We start from the raw sequence: 15,380 nt of genomic DNA, 5'->3' as shown, positions 1-15,380 counted from the left end.
CGATTGGCTTTTGATCGATTTGAATCGCCAAAGATAGCAATTCGACAGGTAGTTTGCTATACAGCCTTGCAAAGATTGCAAGGACTATATTGTCAAATTATTCCCAAATTGTTGCATTTTTTACAAAAAAAAGCCTTCTTTTGTGTTAAGTTCATCACCATCGAAACACGCCCTTCTGCATGAAATACATTTGGATAACCCTGGGATCTTTTTTGTTGCTTTCTGCTGGTTTTGCCTTCTACCAATTTTGGTACACTCCGGTGGAGGATGAAAACCTATCGCATGTACCCGAGGAGATAATTGATAAACAGGAAAAAATCCTTTTCGGTATCAATATCGAAAACTTTGAGGTAATCGAGGGCACCGTGGAGCGCAATCAGACACTGTCTACCATTCTCAGTCCTTTCAATGTGTCCTATCAGGTTATCGATGAGATTGCGAAAAAATCCAAAGACATCTTCGATGTGAAAAGGATTGCCTTCAACAAGAGATTTACCGTGTTGACGCCCAAAGACACCCTTTTGGCGCAATACTTCATCTATGAGCCCAATCAAACAGAGTTTGTGGTCTTTAAATTGGACGATGCCAATGTGTATAAAGAAAGCAAACCCGTAGAGCTTGTAAAGCGGGAAATCGGTGGCACGATCAGCCGTTCGCTTTATGTAAACATGGTGGAATTGGGGCTTACGCCCGACCTGATTGACCAGTTTGCCGATCTGTATGGCTGGGTCGTTGACTTCCAACGATTGCAAAAAGGGGATAAGTTTAAGGTCGTTTTTACCGAAAAACAAATAGACGGCAACGTGGTTGGAATAGAGGATATCGAAGCAGCTTACTTCGAGCACATGGGTGAACCGTATCATGCGATCCCTTTCTTACAAAACGGAGAATTATCGTATTTTGACCAAAAGGGAGAAAGCCTTAAAAAGGCTTTCCTACGCGATCCCTTAAAATTTACGCGCATAAGCTCTAGGTATAACTTAAATCGCTTTCATCCGGTACAAAAAACATACAAACCCCATTTAGGAACCGATTACGCCGCGCCTACCGGCACCGAGATACGGTCCGTGGGGGATGGCACCGTGGTTGAGGCCGGATACAGCAGTGGTAATGGCAATTACATAAAGATAAAACACAACGCTACCTACACCACCCAGTACCTGCACATGTCAAAATTTGCCAGCGGGATGAAATCCGGTACCCGGGTAAGGCAGGGGCAGGTTATTGGCTTCGTTGGCAGTACGGGATTGGCCACCGGGCCGCACCTTTGTTTTCGCTTTTGGAAGAACGGCAAACAGGTGGATTGGCTAAAAGAGAAGATCCCACCGGCAGAACCTATCGCTGAGGAGAATAAATTGGCCTTTGAGGATACGAAACGAACCATAATTCGAACGCTCGCATCCATTCCCTATAGTGAGCCGGCACAGCTTTTGACGCTAAAGGAATAGGATAAATAGCAGGATTCAACCCCTAAAAGCCATCAAAAAAAGGGAGTGTCCATATTGGATCTCCCTTTTTTCCGTCTTGGAACTGTAAGGTGTTGGCCGGTCATCTGCCGCTGTCCATTAGCCCAATTTCAGGTTCGCTTTGGAACAAGGCAGCGTGTAAAGGCAGTTGGCGCTTTTCCCAGCTTACTTGATATTCAGCAGAGCCTCGTTGTTTCGGTATCCGGACTTGTCCATGTACCAGTCCTCATACATCTGACCGTTTGACTTTACCCAGTCTGCAAACTTAAGGTATCCCTTTAGGAAAGTAGCACCTTCCTGCATGTATGGAATATTCTCATTTACATGCAAAGCCCAGGGCAGGTAGCTGTTTTTGCTGCGGTACATGGATCGCTCATCAGAAGAGGAACCATCGTCTTTTGTTCCGAACAGACTCTTATCTGCCAGTGCAGTGGGTTGTTTTCCAGGTAAGTGCACCTCTATTCCCCTATTTTGGTTTGCGATCAGGAAAGGGTTAAAGTTGTCCGGTCCCAGTGATCTCAAGCTCACGGCACCTGCCGATCCGGGTTTGCCATCCTGCTTAAAGGTGACCACCAGCTTTTGTATATTTACCTGCTGAAAGGGACCCCCCGGGGTGGTATTTACCCCTGTGCCCTGGCCTGGGTGAGGCAACACGTTGTATACATTGTCATAAGGAATGATCGTCAGAAATTTTGTTCCTGCTTCTGTACCGTTGTTTTCAAAGGAGTGAACCGATCCGGATATCTTGGCACCTTCTACGGAGAGTACCGATGCAGGATCTATTCCCGTAAATTCGATCCCAAATCCATTGCGGTATCCCGCACCCGCAGCCCGGGTTCTAAGCTCAATGAGCAGCTCCACAATCTCACCCTTTGCATCCGTCACCCGATTGATACGGTAGTCAACCACAAGGTCATTGAAGTCGTAGTCACCTAGCGCGGGCCATAAATCCTCAAACATCAAGGTACTGTAGCCCTTAGCCGGAAAGGGGTTGTCAAATGCCCTAAAGGGATCTTCTGGGTAGGCATCGTCGGTATCCGCGACACCATCACCATCGGTATCCTTTACCGTGCTCGCCAAACCGCAACCGCGTGAGGGATCTGAGAAGTATTCGCCAGGGATGACCAAATCGTCCAAACCAACACGGGCAGTACCCCCTGTTCCCACAAAGCTGATAAAAATCTTATGGGGCTTTCCAATTATCTCTCTTGGCATACGGGCGGTTACCTGCCTCTTCGTAGTCTGATTGGTTATCGGATTGGGAAAATCATATTGATAAAACAATACCTCTTTACCCTCTCCATTGGGCTGACTGGCATCAAAGGGGATAAACTGGATCAAAATGTTTCGGTTTCCTCCTTGGGTACCATCTAGTCTCGTGTCAAAGCTTATTTCTCCCTCCAATGGCATAATCCAAGGTGTTTTGATCCAAGTGGCTGTATTGGATTCGTTGGTGACCTGGTTGCTTCTGAAACTAAAGCTTCCGGAAATCAACGTGCTTGCATTATTGCTAACCGTCACGGCTCCAAATGCCCAGCATTGGGCGGCATATACGTCCCTGCTGCCAGCCTCTGCATCGTTTTTGATAGTTTGCGCTTGGGCAATCTGAAACCCAAAGATCAAACCGACTAGAATATAAGTTATATTTTTCATGGTAAATTCGTTTTAAGGGTACTACTCGTCTAAATCGGCATTGTCCAGTGCTGTGAAGTATTGAAATACGACCTTTGATGACTGGATTTCCCCTTCTTTTACAATATCTCCAAACGTCATCTTGATGCCTGTCACATGGTTGGGAAGTGTAAACTGCATGTTGAAGTCTTCCGACATAGACTGAAGACCCGCGAAGAACACGTCTCCATCCATCGTACTGAGCGTCATCCTACGTTCCACTGTGGCCGGAAGAGGTAGAGCTTTGACAGAAACCTCCACCTGTCTGAAGGTAGACCAGGTAAAGGAAGAACTGGCAGCCAATCCTGCCAACGGTGTATCCAAATTATCCTTCGGACCCTCCTCGAGCGGATCCGGCATACAGGAGGTAGCCGCAAGCAGGAACGCCGCGAGTAAAAATCCTCCCCATCGATTGTTAATTGCCCATTTCATATGATTCGTTGTTTTAGCTGTTTCTGTTTGTTACTTCAAATATCGTAATTTAGGGAAGCACGGTTGGGATAATTCGACTAACTGGCATAGGTTATAGGTGAAACAAGTTAAATCCGGGTTAAAATAATCTGACAGCTGGCTAGGTTTTTTCAAAATTCGGTAATACGATTACTTTTTTCAGTGCCAAAGGCCTAGTTAACCTCCGCGAGCAAAAGTAACTACTCCCTTCGATTGAATTGAATATACTAATTTATACGCAAAAATCGAAATAAAATTTCATTTTATTAGCAAAAATAATATTTTTCGTGTTAAAGCACAGTTTACCTAATTTGAATTTCAAAATAGTATATGCAAAGGGATCATTCCCCGAAAGTCAATCGGCGCACTTCCATGATCAAATTCTATTGTGTAGGCAAAAGCATTCAACAGGGGGGCAAAAAAACAATGCACACAGGAAGGAGTTTAGAATAATATCGTTGAATGCGATAGAATTAGCTATCTTTGCGAGCTTGAAATAGGTTCCTGACCGAACGAGTACTCGTGTCAAACCGGCATCACTAAGTCTGCTTGATCATGAATCTCACATTTTACAGCCGGATGATCATCTTCCAGGAGGTTGACAACAAGTGACAGGAGAGGGTTCAGACCATTGAAAAACAATTATAATCATATGAAACTACATTACACATTGTATGTGCTCCTACCGGGGCTGATTGCTTTCAGTTCCTGCGATGACAAAACTCCCGAAGCGATCCTAGAAATCGATCCCTATGCAGTCAGCACCGAGCAACACCTCATCAAAGTAGACACCCTCTACACCGACTTGGAAAACCCTTGGGGCATAGCTTGGCTTCCGGACGGCAGAATGCTGGTAACGGAACGAAAAGGCGAAATCCTCGTGTTCGAAAACGATGCGTATACCGGCCAGAAACTGGAGGGCGTGCCTGCGGTGCATGAAGTGAATCAAGCAGGCCTCTTGGATATCCAACTCCATCCTGACTACGCGCAAAATGGCTGGATCTACCTAGCCTACGCCAAGCCGGTAGAAGGGGGCGGAGCCACCGCTATCATGCGGGCCAAAATCGATGGAAACCGACTCGTAGAGCAGGAGGACCTAATAATCACTACCCCAGCCGTAGAAGGTGGCAGGCATTTCGGTTGCCGGATCATATTTGATAAGCAAAACTACCTGTTCTTCAGCAATGGAGACAGGGGTGCGAATCCCGAAAACGCCCAAACCCTGAAAAATTCCCATGGCAAAATCCACCGCATCCACGACGACGGCAGGATCCCAACCGACAATCCATTTGTCAATGAGCCTGACGCCATTCCTTCTATTTGGACCTACGGCAACCGAAACCCTCAAGGGCTGGTGTATGACGCTGCCAATGACCGTGTATGGGGTATTGAACATGGCCCAAAAGGCGGCGATGAAATCAACCTGATCCAAAAAGGTAAAAACTATGGCTGGCCTGAAATCACCTACGGCATCAATTACGATGATACCATCATCACAGAAGACACCGTACGCTCCGGCATGGAGCAGCCGATCCATTTCTGGAGACCTTCGATTGCCCCCTGCGGTGCGGCTTTCGTGACATCCGACAAATATCCATCCTGGAAAGGCAACCTACTGGTAGGGGCACTTGCCAAACAGCATATCAACCGGGTGGAACTCCAGGGTACCGAGTTCGTTCGGGAAGAGCGGATCCTGCAGGACATAGGTCGGGTACGCCACGTGGCGCAAAGCCCCGATGGGTATATCTACGCAGTCACCGAAGCCACCGGGCTACTGATCAAATTGGTGCCACAAGGGTAGGAAATAGCCCACCTAAAAAAAACGCCGGAGAGCTAAAGAGTTCTCCGGCGTTTTTCGTTTTATCGTATTTACTCAGGAACCAATTGCGCTAAAAGGCAAAGCGTATGGACAATGCCACTTCATCTCCCCAGAAACCGGCGTTATTGGTGATATTGAATGCCGGCTTATAATCAAGGGAAAGATTAATAGGAGCACCCGTAAAAATATAATCCAGTCCTATTATCCCGTCGATCCCAAACACCGTGGCCCCTCCAAATCCCGAGTCAGCCCAGGGAGGATTTCGGTTTCCATTCCAAGAGCCGATGTGAGCTCCTCCTCCATAAAACCACCGTAATCCCCGCACCTCTGAGATATCCACGTGCTTCTCGATCAAGCCGGTAATCACTAGGCCACGCCACCTGCTGTGAAGGATTCCCTCGATGGCCAGATCGGTTTCGATAAAATGCTTTACGGTCAATCCATTACTCACACCCGACCTCAGTCCAATACCGGTGGCGTAGGACTGCGCCTTTACCTCGGATGTCAGCAACATCACCAACACCCCAAAAACAAACAACCCAATTTTCCGCTTCATAAAAACAACGTTAAGTTTAGTAATACTATTGAAAATACATCCATTTATTGGGCATGACACAGGCATGCAAAGGCACGTCGTGAGGTTCGCGGGGAAGTAATCTTTCTGGCTCAAAGTAGGAAAGGCCTACCCGCCATACCGACTGCGGTATCCTGGAAAAAAAACGATCGTAGTACCCCATGCCATACCCAATACGGTATCCCTCCAAATCAAATGCCAAAAGTGGCACAAACACCAAATCGATCAGATGCTCGTCTTCCTCGTATACAAGTGGGTCGGGTATGGAAATACCCTGTTGGTCCTTTTTCCACTTCATGTCAGGGGCCAATAAAACGGTCTGCATAGTTTGCCGGTCAAAATCCGTAACCGACGTGTAGAGCTTCTTCCCCTCCAGAAAAAGGCGGTTTATCAACAGGCCCGTGTCAATTTCCAATAATCGCTCAATAGGCAAAAATACATGAATGTGCTGTATCTCTTGCCTCCCCGACAAAAAAGCCACCGCCTGATCCGACAAATCCGCGCACAGCTGCTTTCTTTGCTCCTGTCCGAGCATCGCACGCTTTTGTTTATACTCCCGCCGTATTCGCTTCTTCTCTTCAACCATCCAAATCCATCACCACGACGCGAAAATCCAACGGATCAAAGGTGGCCAAAAATTCCGATAGAATTTCCGGTCTGTCTAGGTAAAACCCCAAAAAATTTTCCTTCCGTTCTTGAGGCGAGCCACCGGGAAACAAAGCGGCCTTAACTTCTCCGATCCGACGGATCGCCACCTGATGCTTCTTTTCTTCTGCCTTCCGCAGTTTGACCGCAAGCTGACCCAACATTTTCCTGCCACGGGTCTCAGCGGCCAGCACGGCAGCTTCCAGGGTCGGATCTGCACCCCCCAGGCGATGCCTGATTTTTTCGTACAGTTTGCCAAGTTCTTCCTGCTCCTCGGTCAGCAAAAGATCTGATTCTGCATGGGACAGGGTATAGGCAATACGCAGCTCATCATAGGTCTTGAACAGCTCGGTCACGTCCAAGCCCAGGGCCTGCACCTTTCGGGACACAGCCTTTGGGATCACCAGCCCAAAATTCCGCGGCATAACAGCGGGATAATCCACTTGATAATGGTCAAAAATACCCTTCAACTGAAACCAATAGGCAACTTCGGCCGGCCCACCCAGGTAAGCGACATTTGGTAAAATCACTTCCTGATAAAGCGGCCTCATCACCACATTGGGACTAAAACGCTCGGGGTGGATGTTCAACTCTTCCAAAAGCTCCGCCTCACTCCAACGCAACGTATCTGTGCCTACTACCTCATACCCGGCGTCCGTTCGGACTATCCGATCCCGCATTCCCTCGGGCATATAAAAGAAATTGATCTCTCTGGGGTAGATCTGGGTCTTATATCCCATCCGTTCCAATCGGTCATTTTGCTCCTTTACGAGGCCGTTGGCACGCTGGGTGAGCAGGTCGTCCTCGATCACTGGCGCAAACAGTCGCTTTAGGGGTGCACGGTTGGCATCCAAAACCACCAATCCCTCTGCCCCAAAGAGGCTATGAACATATTTCCTGACCGCTTCTGCCAAGTCCTCGGATTCCAAGTAGGCCTGCCGGAAAAAATCCGGCAAAAACCGCAACTGAGCGATAAGATCCTTGATGGACTTATCCATTTTAAATGCACCTACGGGACCAGTCTGCTCGCTTTCCCAGGTATACTTGGTGCCGTCCATGACAAAATGATTGATTTCCTCAAAATCGTGGTCCTCGGAAGCCATCCAATACACAGGCACAAAGTGAAAGTCGGGGTAGCTATCGTTTAGGCGCTTGGCCAAATTAATCGTAGAAACAATTTTAAAGATAAAATACAGCGGACCCGTCATAAGATTTAGCTGGTGACCGGTGGTGACGGTAAAAGTCCGTTCCTCCAGCAATTGCTCCAACTGCTTCTCCACCACGTCCCGGTCTCCAATGCCCTCATATTGCTGACGCAACTCCTGTACCAGTACTTCCCTGTTTAGCTTCGGAAACCGTCGGTTTCGGACCGCATCACCAAAGTTCTCGATCGTTGGAAAAAACGAATAAAAAGGCTTCAGACCTTCTTTTTGATCGATGTAATCCAAAAACAGGGGCGAAAACTGGTGGGTACACGCGGGGTCGACGGCAGATTGCTTCATGTAACGGCTTAATATAGGTCATTGAGATATGGTTCAAAACTCCAAGGCATGTTTTATAGTTCAAGCAGGGCCTAGCGGTAAAGTTACCAATTTTTTCGGGCAAGGCCTGTATCCTTTTCTTTGTAGCCTCTTGGAATTTCCTGAATGGCAGCATCCCGTTATAAACAATTCCAAAAATTCTATGAAAACGGTGCCTTCCTTACCCATAAATTTGTGACAGCATCCAATCAAATGACCCCTATGAGCGAGGAAATCGAATTGCCCGTTACCGGCATGAGCTGTGCGGCCTGCGCTGGCAGCGTAGAATCCATGCTGTCACAAGCAGCCGGGGTGGTATCCGCCCGGGTAAATTACGCGAACCACTCAGCGGTAGTACAGCTAGACCCGAACCAGCCCGCCAACCTAGGCGAATTGCGTACACTGGTAAAGTCCATTGGGTATGACCTGCTGATCGAAGCGCAGGAGAAAAAAGACCTTGAACGCATCCAACGGGCCGCTTTTAAAAAGCTTAAAAGGAACACCCTTGCAGCGGGCCTGTTTGCCTTACCTGTTTTCTCCATAGGTATGTTTTGGATGCATATGCCCTATGGAAACCTCATCTCCTGGATACTCACCACACCCGTATTGTTCTACTTTGGCCGGAGTTTTTTCATCAATGCCGTAAAACAGACCCGCAACAAAAAAGCCAACATGGACTCCCTGGTTGCCCTGAGCACCGGGATTGCTTATGGGTACAGTACCTTCAACACCTTTTTCCCTCAGGTACTTCTAAACCAAGGACTGGAACCCCATGTGTACTTCGAAACGGCCGCTGTAATCGTATTCTTCATCCTCCTCGGAAAAACCTTGGAATCGGGTGCTCAGGCCGGAACAGGAGAGGCCCTAAAAAAGCTGATGAGTCTTCAACCGCTCCGCGTTTGGGTGTTGGATACGACTGGGGAAGTCGAAAAGGGGGTGGAGGAAGTGGCCCAAGGAGAGCGGATCCTCATCCGGCCCGGACAGAAAGTCCCCTTGGACGGCACGGTATGCGCAGGGGACTCCTATGTAGACGAAAGTATGCTTACCGGAGAACCCGTTCCGGTACACAAATTTACCGGAACCAGCGTCTATGCCGGCACAATCAACCAAACCGGCCGGCTGGAAGTGTTGGTAACTGAGATCGCGGAGCATACCTTGCTTGCAGACATCATCAAGCGCGTGAAAGCTGCCCAAAGCTCGAAGGCACCTATCCAGCGAACCGTCGATAAGGTGACCGCCATATTCGTACCTACCGTATTGGTACTGGCCCTGATTACCTTTGTAGTTTGGTTGCTATTTGGAAACGGCCTGCTAGGTATGCTTTCCATGATCACTGTACTGGTGATCGCATGCCCCTGTGCGCTTGGCTTGGCCACCCCTACGGCCATTATGGTGGGAATCGGAAAAGCCGCTTCCTTGGGTATTTTGGTAAAAGATGCGGAAACATTGGAGCAGGGAAGAAAAATCGATGTGCTGGTACTGGATAAAACCGGCACCATCACAGAAGGAAAGCCAAAAGTCAAAGAGGTGCATTGGAAGGAACCTGAAAATACTTCCCAACTCGGTTCCATCTTTGCAGCTTTGGAATCCCAAAGCGAACATCCATTGGCGAGGGCTATCGTGGATTTTTTTCCCATCGAAGCTGAAAAGCGGCCCATTTTAGATGATTTCCAATCCATCACTGGCAAAGGAGTCAGCGCAAAACATAGGGGAGAAACCTACAGGTCCGGCAATTTGGCTTGGCTCAACAGTATGGGACTTTCCCTGCCTATCAAGCTGGAAAAACCGGCTCAGGACATGCTGGCAAAAGGCATGGTGGTTATTTATCTGGCGGATTCCAACGAGGTAGTGGCAGCCGTAGGTATAGCGGATCCAGTCAAAACAGATTCAAAAACAGCCATATCCCAGCTGAAAAAAATGGGGGTGGATGTGCACATGCTGACCGGCGACAACGAGAAAACAGCGGCTTACATTGCGCAGCAGGTCGGAATCGATACCTTTCGAAGCCAAGCGCTGCCCGGCGATAAAGCCGCCTATATCCAATCATTGAAGGCAGCAGGAAAGCGGGTGGCCATGGCGGGCGACGGCATCAACGATAGCGAGGCCCTGGCACTGGCAGACCTGAGTATCGCCATGGGGAAGGGTACCGATATCGCCATGGATGTGGCGAAAACGACCCTTATGCACGCAAACCTATCCGACATCCCCAAATTGCTAAAACTATCACAAAACACGGTACGTACCATCCATCAGAACCTATTTTGGGCCTTTATTTACAATATTATCGGCATTCCGATCGCGGCTGGACTGCTGTTCCCTGCGTTTGGCTTTCTGCTAAATCCAATGATTGCCGGAGCAGCCATGGCCCTGAGCTCTGTTTCGGTGGTAAGCAACAGCCTCCGGCTAAAATTTTCAACCTAAACAAAACGATTATGATCAAGTTAAAAACTAATGTAAAGTGCGGTGCCTGTGTGGCCAGCATTACCCCTGAGATGGACAAAATAGCGCCAGGGCGCTGGAGGGTAGACCTCACGCATCCCGACCGGATATTGGAAGTAGAGGCTCCGATTAGTGAAGAGGCCGTCAAATCCGCGTTACAACAGGCCGGCTACCTAGGGGAATCTATTTGAACTCCCGAATGGGAAAGCGGAAAAAAACGCTAATTTTGCTTTCCAAACTATGATGGACTACCAGAAATTTGTATTGGACAATGGGCTGCAGGTCTATGTCCACGAGGATCCAAACACCGAAATGGCTGTCCTAAATCTGCTCTACAAGGTGGGCTCAAGAAACGAGGTGCCCGGAAAAACAGGGCTGGCCCACTATTTTGAGCACTTGATGTTTGGTGGTTCGGAGCATGTGCCCTCCTTTGATACCGCAATAGAGCGTGTGGGCGGAGAGTGCAATGCATTTACCTCCACCGACATCACCAATTACTATATCAGCCTCCCAGCCATCAATATCGAAACCGCCTTCTGGCTGGAATCCGACCGTATGTTTGCACTTTCACTGCAGGAACGGGTGATCGAAACCCAACGGAACGTAGTGATAGAGGAATACAAACAACGCTACTTAAACCAACCCTATGGCGATGCCATGCACCACCTCAGGGCACTGGCATTCCGGCAACACCCCTACCGCTGGCCAACCATCGGATTTGAAATAGCCGACATTGAAAACTTTACGGAACAGGATGTCCGCAATTTCTACCAGACCCATTACCGCCCGGATAACGCCATCCTGGTGGTGGCGGGCGATGTATCCCTATCTCAAGTGGAAAAACTGTCGCAAAAGTGGTTTGGTGATATTCCGTCCGGTAAACTCCCCATCCTAGAACCAGCGCTTGAACCTGCCCAAACAAGCATTCGGCATAAAACAGTCTACGCCGATGTGCCCACTGATTCGCTTTACAAAGCCTATCACATGGCCGGACGTTTGGATCCCGGCTACCTGGAAGCCGATCTGGTCACCGACGTACTTGGTTTCGGCCGATCCTCCGTCCTAGAACAAAGATTGGTGAAAAATACGGATGTATTCGCCAATTGCCGCGCCTACGTGCTGGGCAACGTTGACCCAAGCCTGCTCATCATCAGTGGCCGCATGGAAAAGGGGTACACTGCAGAGCAAGCCGAGGAATTGTTGGATAAAGAACTGGAAACCTTCAAAGCATCAAGCATCTCTCCCAAAGTACTGCAAAAAGTCAAAAATCAAAGTGAGGCTATGCGCAGTTACGAAGCGGTACAGTTGCTAAACCGGGCGATGAGAATCGCCTATTATGCCCACCTGGGAACCCCTGATCTGTACGAGACAGAATATAGGCGTAAGCTCAAGATAAAAGGAACGGATATCATAGCCTGTGCCAATGATATCCTTGTGCCGGAAAAGGCTTCGGTTTTATATTACAAAAAAGGGTCGGCAAGCGAAAACGAAGAAGAGCTGACAATAAAGGAAATCAAAAAAGGAGTCGCCTAAGCTTCCACAATTATGAACGGATTTAGAGTAGGATTCGGATACGATGTGCACCAATTGGCCGAGGGGCACGATTTTTGGCTGGGAGGTATTCAGATACCCCATGAAAAAGGCGCTTTAGGCCATTCCGATGCAGATGTCTTGGTACATGTGATCTGCGATGCACTGCTCGGTGCGGCCAATTTGCGGGACATTGGATACCATTTCTCCGACCGGGATCCACAGTACAAAGGTATTGACAGCAAAATCCTGCTCAGACGGGTCATAACCCTCTTGGACGAAGCCGGATATGCTATAGGCAACATCGATTCTACAATCTGCCTGCAAGTACCAAAAATAAATCCCCATATCCCCGCCATGAAGTCCTGCCTTGCTGAGGTGATGGGTATCACTGAGGACCAACTCTCCATCAAAGCAACCACTACGGAGAAACTGGGTTTTGTGGGAAGAGAAGAGGGCGTATCTGCCTATTCTGTAGTATTGATTTATAAAAAAGGGTAATATGCGTAGGGAGGCTAAAATCATCACCACGGAAGACGGATCCCACTCCGTCTATCTACCGGAGATAAACGAAAGCTACCACAGCTCCCACGGTGCCTACCGCGAGTCCGTTCACGTGTTTATCCTGTATGGGCTGGAAGCTTGGTTTGCAAGAAACCGGGAAAAGTTTCCCATACGAGTCTTTGAAGTGGGCTTTGGAACCGGGCTGAATGCCTGGCTTAGCCTCATCTGGGCAGAGCAAAGCCAGGTTCCTATAGCCTATCACACCATCGAACCCTTCCCGCTGGAAAAAGAAATCTACTCCGAACTGAACTACACCACCGTCGATGAATCGTTTACCATCCACTATACCGCCTATTTCAACCGTCTTCACGCGTTGGACTGGGACTTGGGTAAGCCGATGACAGAATTTTTTAATATCAAGAAGGACAAAACTACACTTCAGGAAGCTATTCTTTATCCTATAGACGTCGTGTTCTTCGATGCCTTTTCTCCCAAAAAACAACCCGAACTGTGGCACATCGATCAGCTAAGGGACGTAGTAGATGCCATGAACCCCAACGGTGTTTTCGTGACCTACTGTGCCGCTGCCCAACTGAAGAGGGACTTGCAGTCACTTGGGCTCGTTTTGGATCAGGTTCCCGGCCCCCCCGGTAAAAAGGAAATGACCCGCGCATGGAAGCCCGGCTAACAGCAGGAATCACCTGGATTGTCCCGCTGTGTGTCCTGATGGCTGTTGCCGGCTGCTCGCAAAAAACCGACAGGGAAAACGACTCCACCCAATTTGTTGGAGATACGGTTTCAGTAAAGGAAACGAAGAATCGCGGCATTAGGGGTTTCGAACGCAAACCTGACCCGGCAATCCTTCAACCCGACTCCATTTCCTGGTTGACGCCCGCTATCGTAGATAACTTTTTGTACGAAGACAAGTATTACCTGAAGCTGCGGTTTGCAGAGGCTTTACCAGGCGAAGTGTCCATAAGCCTAATGGAAAACAATCATTTTAGCACCACCGCCTTGGATTCCCTCACCTATCAACTCATCGTATACGACGCCTTGGATTTGGCGTTTGCAACGTTGGAGATAGTGTACACGCCGGGAACCGAAGACATGCGGGATGCTGCCCGAAACATTCTCTCCCATCGAACCAACTTCTACGCTGGCAATTGAAAAGCCTGTTCAAAGCTCCCCCTTAAGGAATTAGCCGCGCCAAAATCTCCTTAGCTTCGTGCCATTTCAACCGGGGACCGAATTGACTCACCACCTTGGAAGAAGCCATGCTGGCTAGCTTACCACTGGACGCATAGGAATGCCCATTGGTAATGCCATATAGGAACGCCCCTGCAAACATGTCACCGGCACCATTGCTATCCACCGCTTTGGTTGCGTAGGGTTCGATATCGATAAAAGTTTCCCCGTCGTAGATCATTGCCCCGTTTTTTCCCTGCGTAATAACGAAATGCTTGGCAGCTTTCTTGAGCTCCTCCCTCGCTTCCATCAGGTTGCTTTTCTTGGTAAACAACATGGCTTCCTCTTCGTTGGCAAATAGCAGGTCCACGCTGGCACCGATCACCTCATCAAAAGCCGGTGAAAAATACTTCACCATGGCCGGGTCTGAAAAAGTCAGTGCTACTTTCGAGGCATTGTCTTCAGCCACTTTTTTTGCGTAGCGCATGGCTTCCTTTCCGTTTTCCGAGGTGACCAGATAGCCTTCGATGTACACGTATTTGGAATCCTTGAGTGCGTATTCGTTAATGTCCTGAATGGAAAAATCCTGTGTGATGCCCAGAAACGTATTCATGGTACGCTCTGCGTCGTCAGTGACCATTACCAGGCATTTTCCCGTGATGCCCGACTCCAGCCGGTCGGCGTGCAGGTTGTGATGCACCCCGGATTCCTTCAGGTCATCCACAAAAAACCGACCCAGCTCGTCATTTCCTACCTTGCAACAATAATACGCGTTGCCACCAAACTGGCTCAGCGCAATCACCGTGTTGGCGGCCGATCCTCCACATTGCATCTTAGCGGTTTTTCGGTTGATTTCCTGCATCAGTTTGGTCTGACGCTCCTCGTCCACCAGCGTCATTTGCCCCTTTTCCACACCATTTGCTGCCAAAAACTCATCCGTTACGGTAAATTCTATATCTACCAATGCGTTGCCAATACCGGCAACGTCGTATTTCTTGATCATGCTTGTTGTTTTTTAATCGATTCTATCCGACCCAGCCAATACGCCAAGCCGGTAACCGCTGATAATATCAGCAACCCAAAAAACTCCCGATTGATTTCCATCGCGTCGGTTTTCATCGCCAGGTTCTTTTGTTCCCACTCCTGGGAGATCCAGCCACCAATCTCCTGGGGCCAAAAAAACAGGGAGGCGGTCAGGTATACCAAGGTCATAATTACCAAAAATTTGAGGTAAAATCGACCTGAAGCCGCCATTGCCGCTATGAACGCTCCAAGCAGGTAGGCCGGAACCCACCATTCCGGATCCGGATCGTTCAACTGCCAGTACGCAAAGAGCAAAAAAAGCCCTGCCCAAGTACCAAAGAAAATCTTCCAGCCTCTTTTCATATTTTTAAAATTGCCAATTGCCAAAATGGTCTGGTTACGTACTCTTTCGCCGTTTTTTGGACAACGTTTAAGCCCATACTCTAACCATTTGATTATGAATAGGAAAAGAACGAAATTATAAAAAAACCCCGGATAAAATGCCTTACCCCAAAATAATTTCTCCAAAAGTAAAAACGCCGGGATGTTTCGAT

Annotated in this window: 15 protein-coding genes; 8 read left to right on the top strand and 7 right to left on the bottom strand. The window is 48.6% G+C overall.

The genetic code is table 11. The annotated features are described in order from the left end of the window. The first annotated feature begins 179 nt into the window (after window positions 1–179). On the top strand, window positions 180–1,448 hold the full coding sequence (locus ADIS_RS19435) for a M23 family metallopeptidase (RefSeq protein ID WP_010856408.1): 1,269 nt from the start codon (window positions 180–182) through the stop codon (window positions 1,446–1,448). 183 nt (window positions 1,449–1,631) lie between these two features. Here the strand turns inward: ADIS_RS19435 and ADIS_RS22475 are convergent, their stop codons facing one another. Continuing rightward, window positions 1,632–3,119 carry an LruC domain-containing protein gene (locus ADIS_RS22475; RefSeq protein WP_010856407.1) on the bottom strand — a complete coding sequence of 496 codons (1,488 nt, stop codon included), beginning with the start codon at window positions 3,117–3,119 and terminating at the stop codon, window positions 1,632–1,634. 21 nt (window positions 3,120–3,140) lie between these two features. Then, window positions 3,141–3,569, bottom strand: coding sequence for a hypothetical protein (locus ADIS_RS19425; protein WP_010856406.1), 429 nt, complete (start codon window positions 3,567–3,569; stop codon window positions 3,141–3,143). Between the two features lie 670 nt (window positions 3,570–4,239). Between ADIS_RS19425 and ADIS_RS19420 the strand changes: the two genes are divergently transcribed. Next, on the top strand, window positions 4,240–5,388 hold the full coding sequence (locus ADIS_RS19420; RefSeq protein WP_010856404.1) for a PQQ-dependent sugar dehydrogenase: 1,149 nt from the start codon (window positions 4,240–4,242) through the stop codon (window positions 5,386–5,388). Window positions 5,389–5,476: 88 nt separating this feature from the next. Here ADIS_RS19420 and ADIS_RS19415 read toward each other — a convergent pair whose 3' ends face one another. From ADIS_RS19415 to bshC, 3 genes are read right to left on the bottom strand one after another with little or no spacing between them, the layout of a single operon-like run. Then, window positions 5,477–5,962: a hypothetical protein gene (locus ADIS_RS19415; RefSeq protein WP_010856403.1), complete on the bottom strand. Its 486-nt coding sequence runs from the start codon at window positions 5,960–5,962 to the stop codon at window positions 5,477–5,479. Window positions 5,963–5,987: 25 nt separating this feature from the next. Beyond that, the gene (locus ADIS_RS19410) at window positions 5,988–6,566 is read right to left on the bottom strand and encodes a 5-formyltetrahydrofolate cyclo-ligase (RefSeq protein ID WP_035807071.1); all 579 of its coding nucleotides are present in this window, start codon (window positions 6,564–6,566) and stop codon (window positions 5,988–5,990) included. After that, window positions 6,559–8,127 (bottom strand): bacillithiol biosynthesis cysteine-adding enzyme BshC, encoded by a 1,569-nt coding sequence (gene bshC, locus ADIS_RS19405; protein ID WP_010856401.1) that lies wholly within the window; start codon window positions 8,125–8,127, stop codon window positions 6,559–6,561. Before bshC ends, ADIS_RS19410 begins: the two co-directional genes overlap by 8 nt. A 240-nt stretch (window positions 8,128–8,367) precedes the next feature. Here bshC and ADIS_RS19400 point away from each other — a divergent pair, with 240 nt between their 5' ends. Genes ADIS_RS19400 through ADIS_RS19375 form a run of 6 tightly spaced genes read left to right on the top strand, consistent with a single transcriptional unit; the run spans window position 8,368 to window position 13,785 of the window. Further along, window positions 8,368–10,566, top strand: coding sequence for a heavy metal translocating P-type ATPase (locus ADIS_RS19400; RefSeq protein ID WP_202900592.1), 2,199 nt, complete (start codon window positions 8,368–8,370; stop codon window positions 10,564–10,566). Between the two features lie 11 nt (window positions 10,567–10,577). Continuing rightward, the gene (locus ADIS_RS19395) at window positions 10,578–10,775 is read left to right on the top strand and encodes a heavy-metal-associated domain-containing protein (RefSeq protein ID WP_010856399.1); all 198 of its coding nucleotides are present in this window, start codon (window positions 10,578–10,580) and stop codon (window positions 10,773–10,775) included. Between the two features lie 49 nt (window positions 10,776–10,824). Beyond that, window positions 10,825–12,117, top strand: a complete 1,293-nt coding sequence (locus tag ADIS_RS19390; protein ID WP_010856398.1) for a M16 family metallopeptidase — start codon at window positions 10,825–10,827, stop codon at window positions 12,115–12,117. 12 nt (window positions 12,118–12,129) lie between these two features. Beyond that, complete coding sequence (ispF, locus tag ADIS_RS19385) at window positions 12,130–12,615, top strand: 2-C-methyl-D-erythritol 2,4-cyclodiphosphate synthase (protein WP_010856397.1); 486 nt, start codon at window positions 12,130–12,132, stop codon at window positions 12,613–12,615. 1 nt (window position 12,616) lies between these two features. Further along, entirely contained in the window at window positions 12,617–13,306 is a 690-nt protein-coding gene (gene mnmD, locus ADIS_RS19380) for a tRNA (5-methylaminomethyl-2-thiouridine)(34)-methyltransferase MnmD (RefSeq protein ID WP_010856396.1), read from the top strand. Continuing rightward, entirely contained in the window at window positions 13,291–13,785 is a 495-nt protein-coding gene (locus ADIS_RS19375) for a hypothetical protein (protein WP_010856395.1), read from the top strand. Before mnmD ends, ADIS_RS19375 begins: the two co-directional genes overlap by 16 nt. A 22-nt stretch (window positions 13,786–13,807) precedes the next feature. Here the strand turns inward: ADIS_RS19375 and ADIS_RS19370 are convergent, their stop codons facing one another. Then, entirely contained in the window at window positions 13,808–14,806 is a 999-nt protein-coding gene (locus ADIS_RS19370) for an adenosine kinase (RefSeq protein WP_010856394.1), read from the bottom strand. Beyond that, window positions 14,803–15,189: a transmembrane 220 family protein gene (locus ADIS_RS19365; protein ID WP_035807112.1), complete on the bottom strand. Its 387-nt coding sequence runs from the start codon at window positions 15,187–15,189 to the stop codon at window positions 14,803–14,805. Before ADIS_RS19365 ends, ADIS_RS19370 begins: the two co-directional genes overlap by 4 nt. Between the last annotated feature and the right edge of the window lie 191 nt (window positions 15,190–15,380).

Origin of the sequence: Lunatimonas lonarensis, from assembly GCF_000390185.1 — a bacterium.
GTDB lineage: Bacteria > Bacteroidota > Bacteroidia > Cytophagales > Cyclobacteriaceae > Lunatimonas > Lunatimonas lonarensis.
Note: the sequence above shows the minus strand (reverse complement) of the source record. Positions and strands in the feature narration are given on the sequence as shown.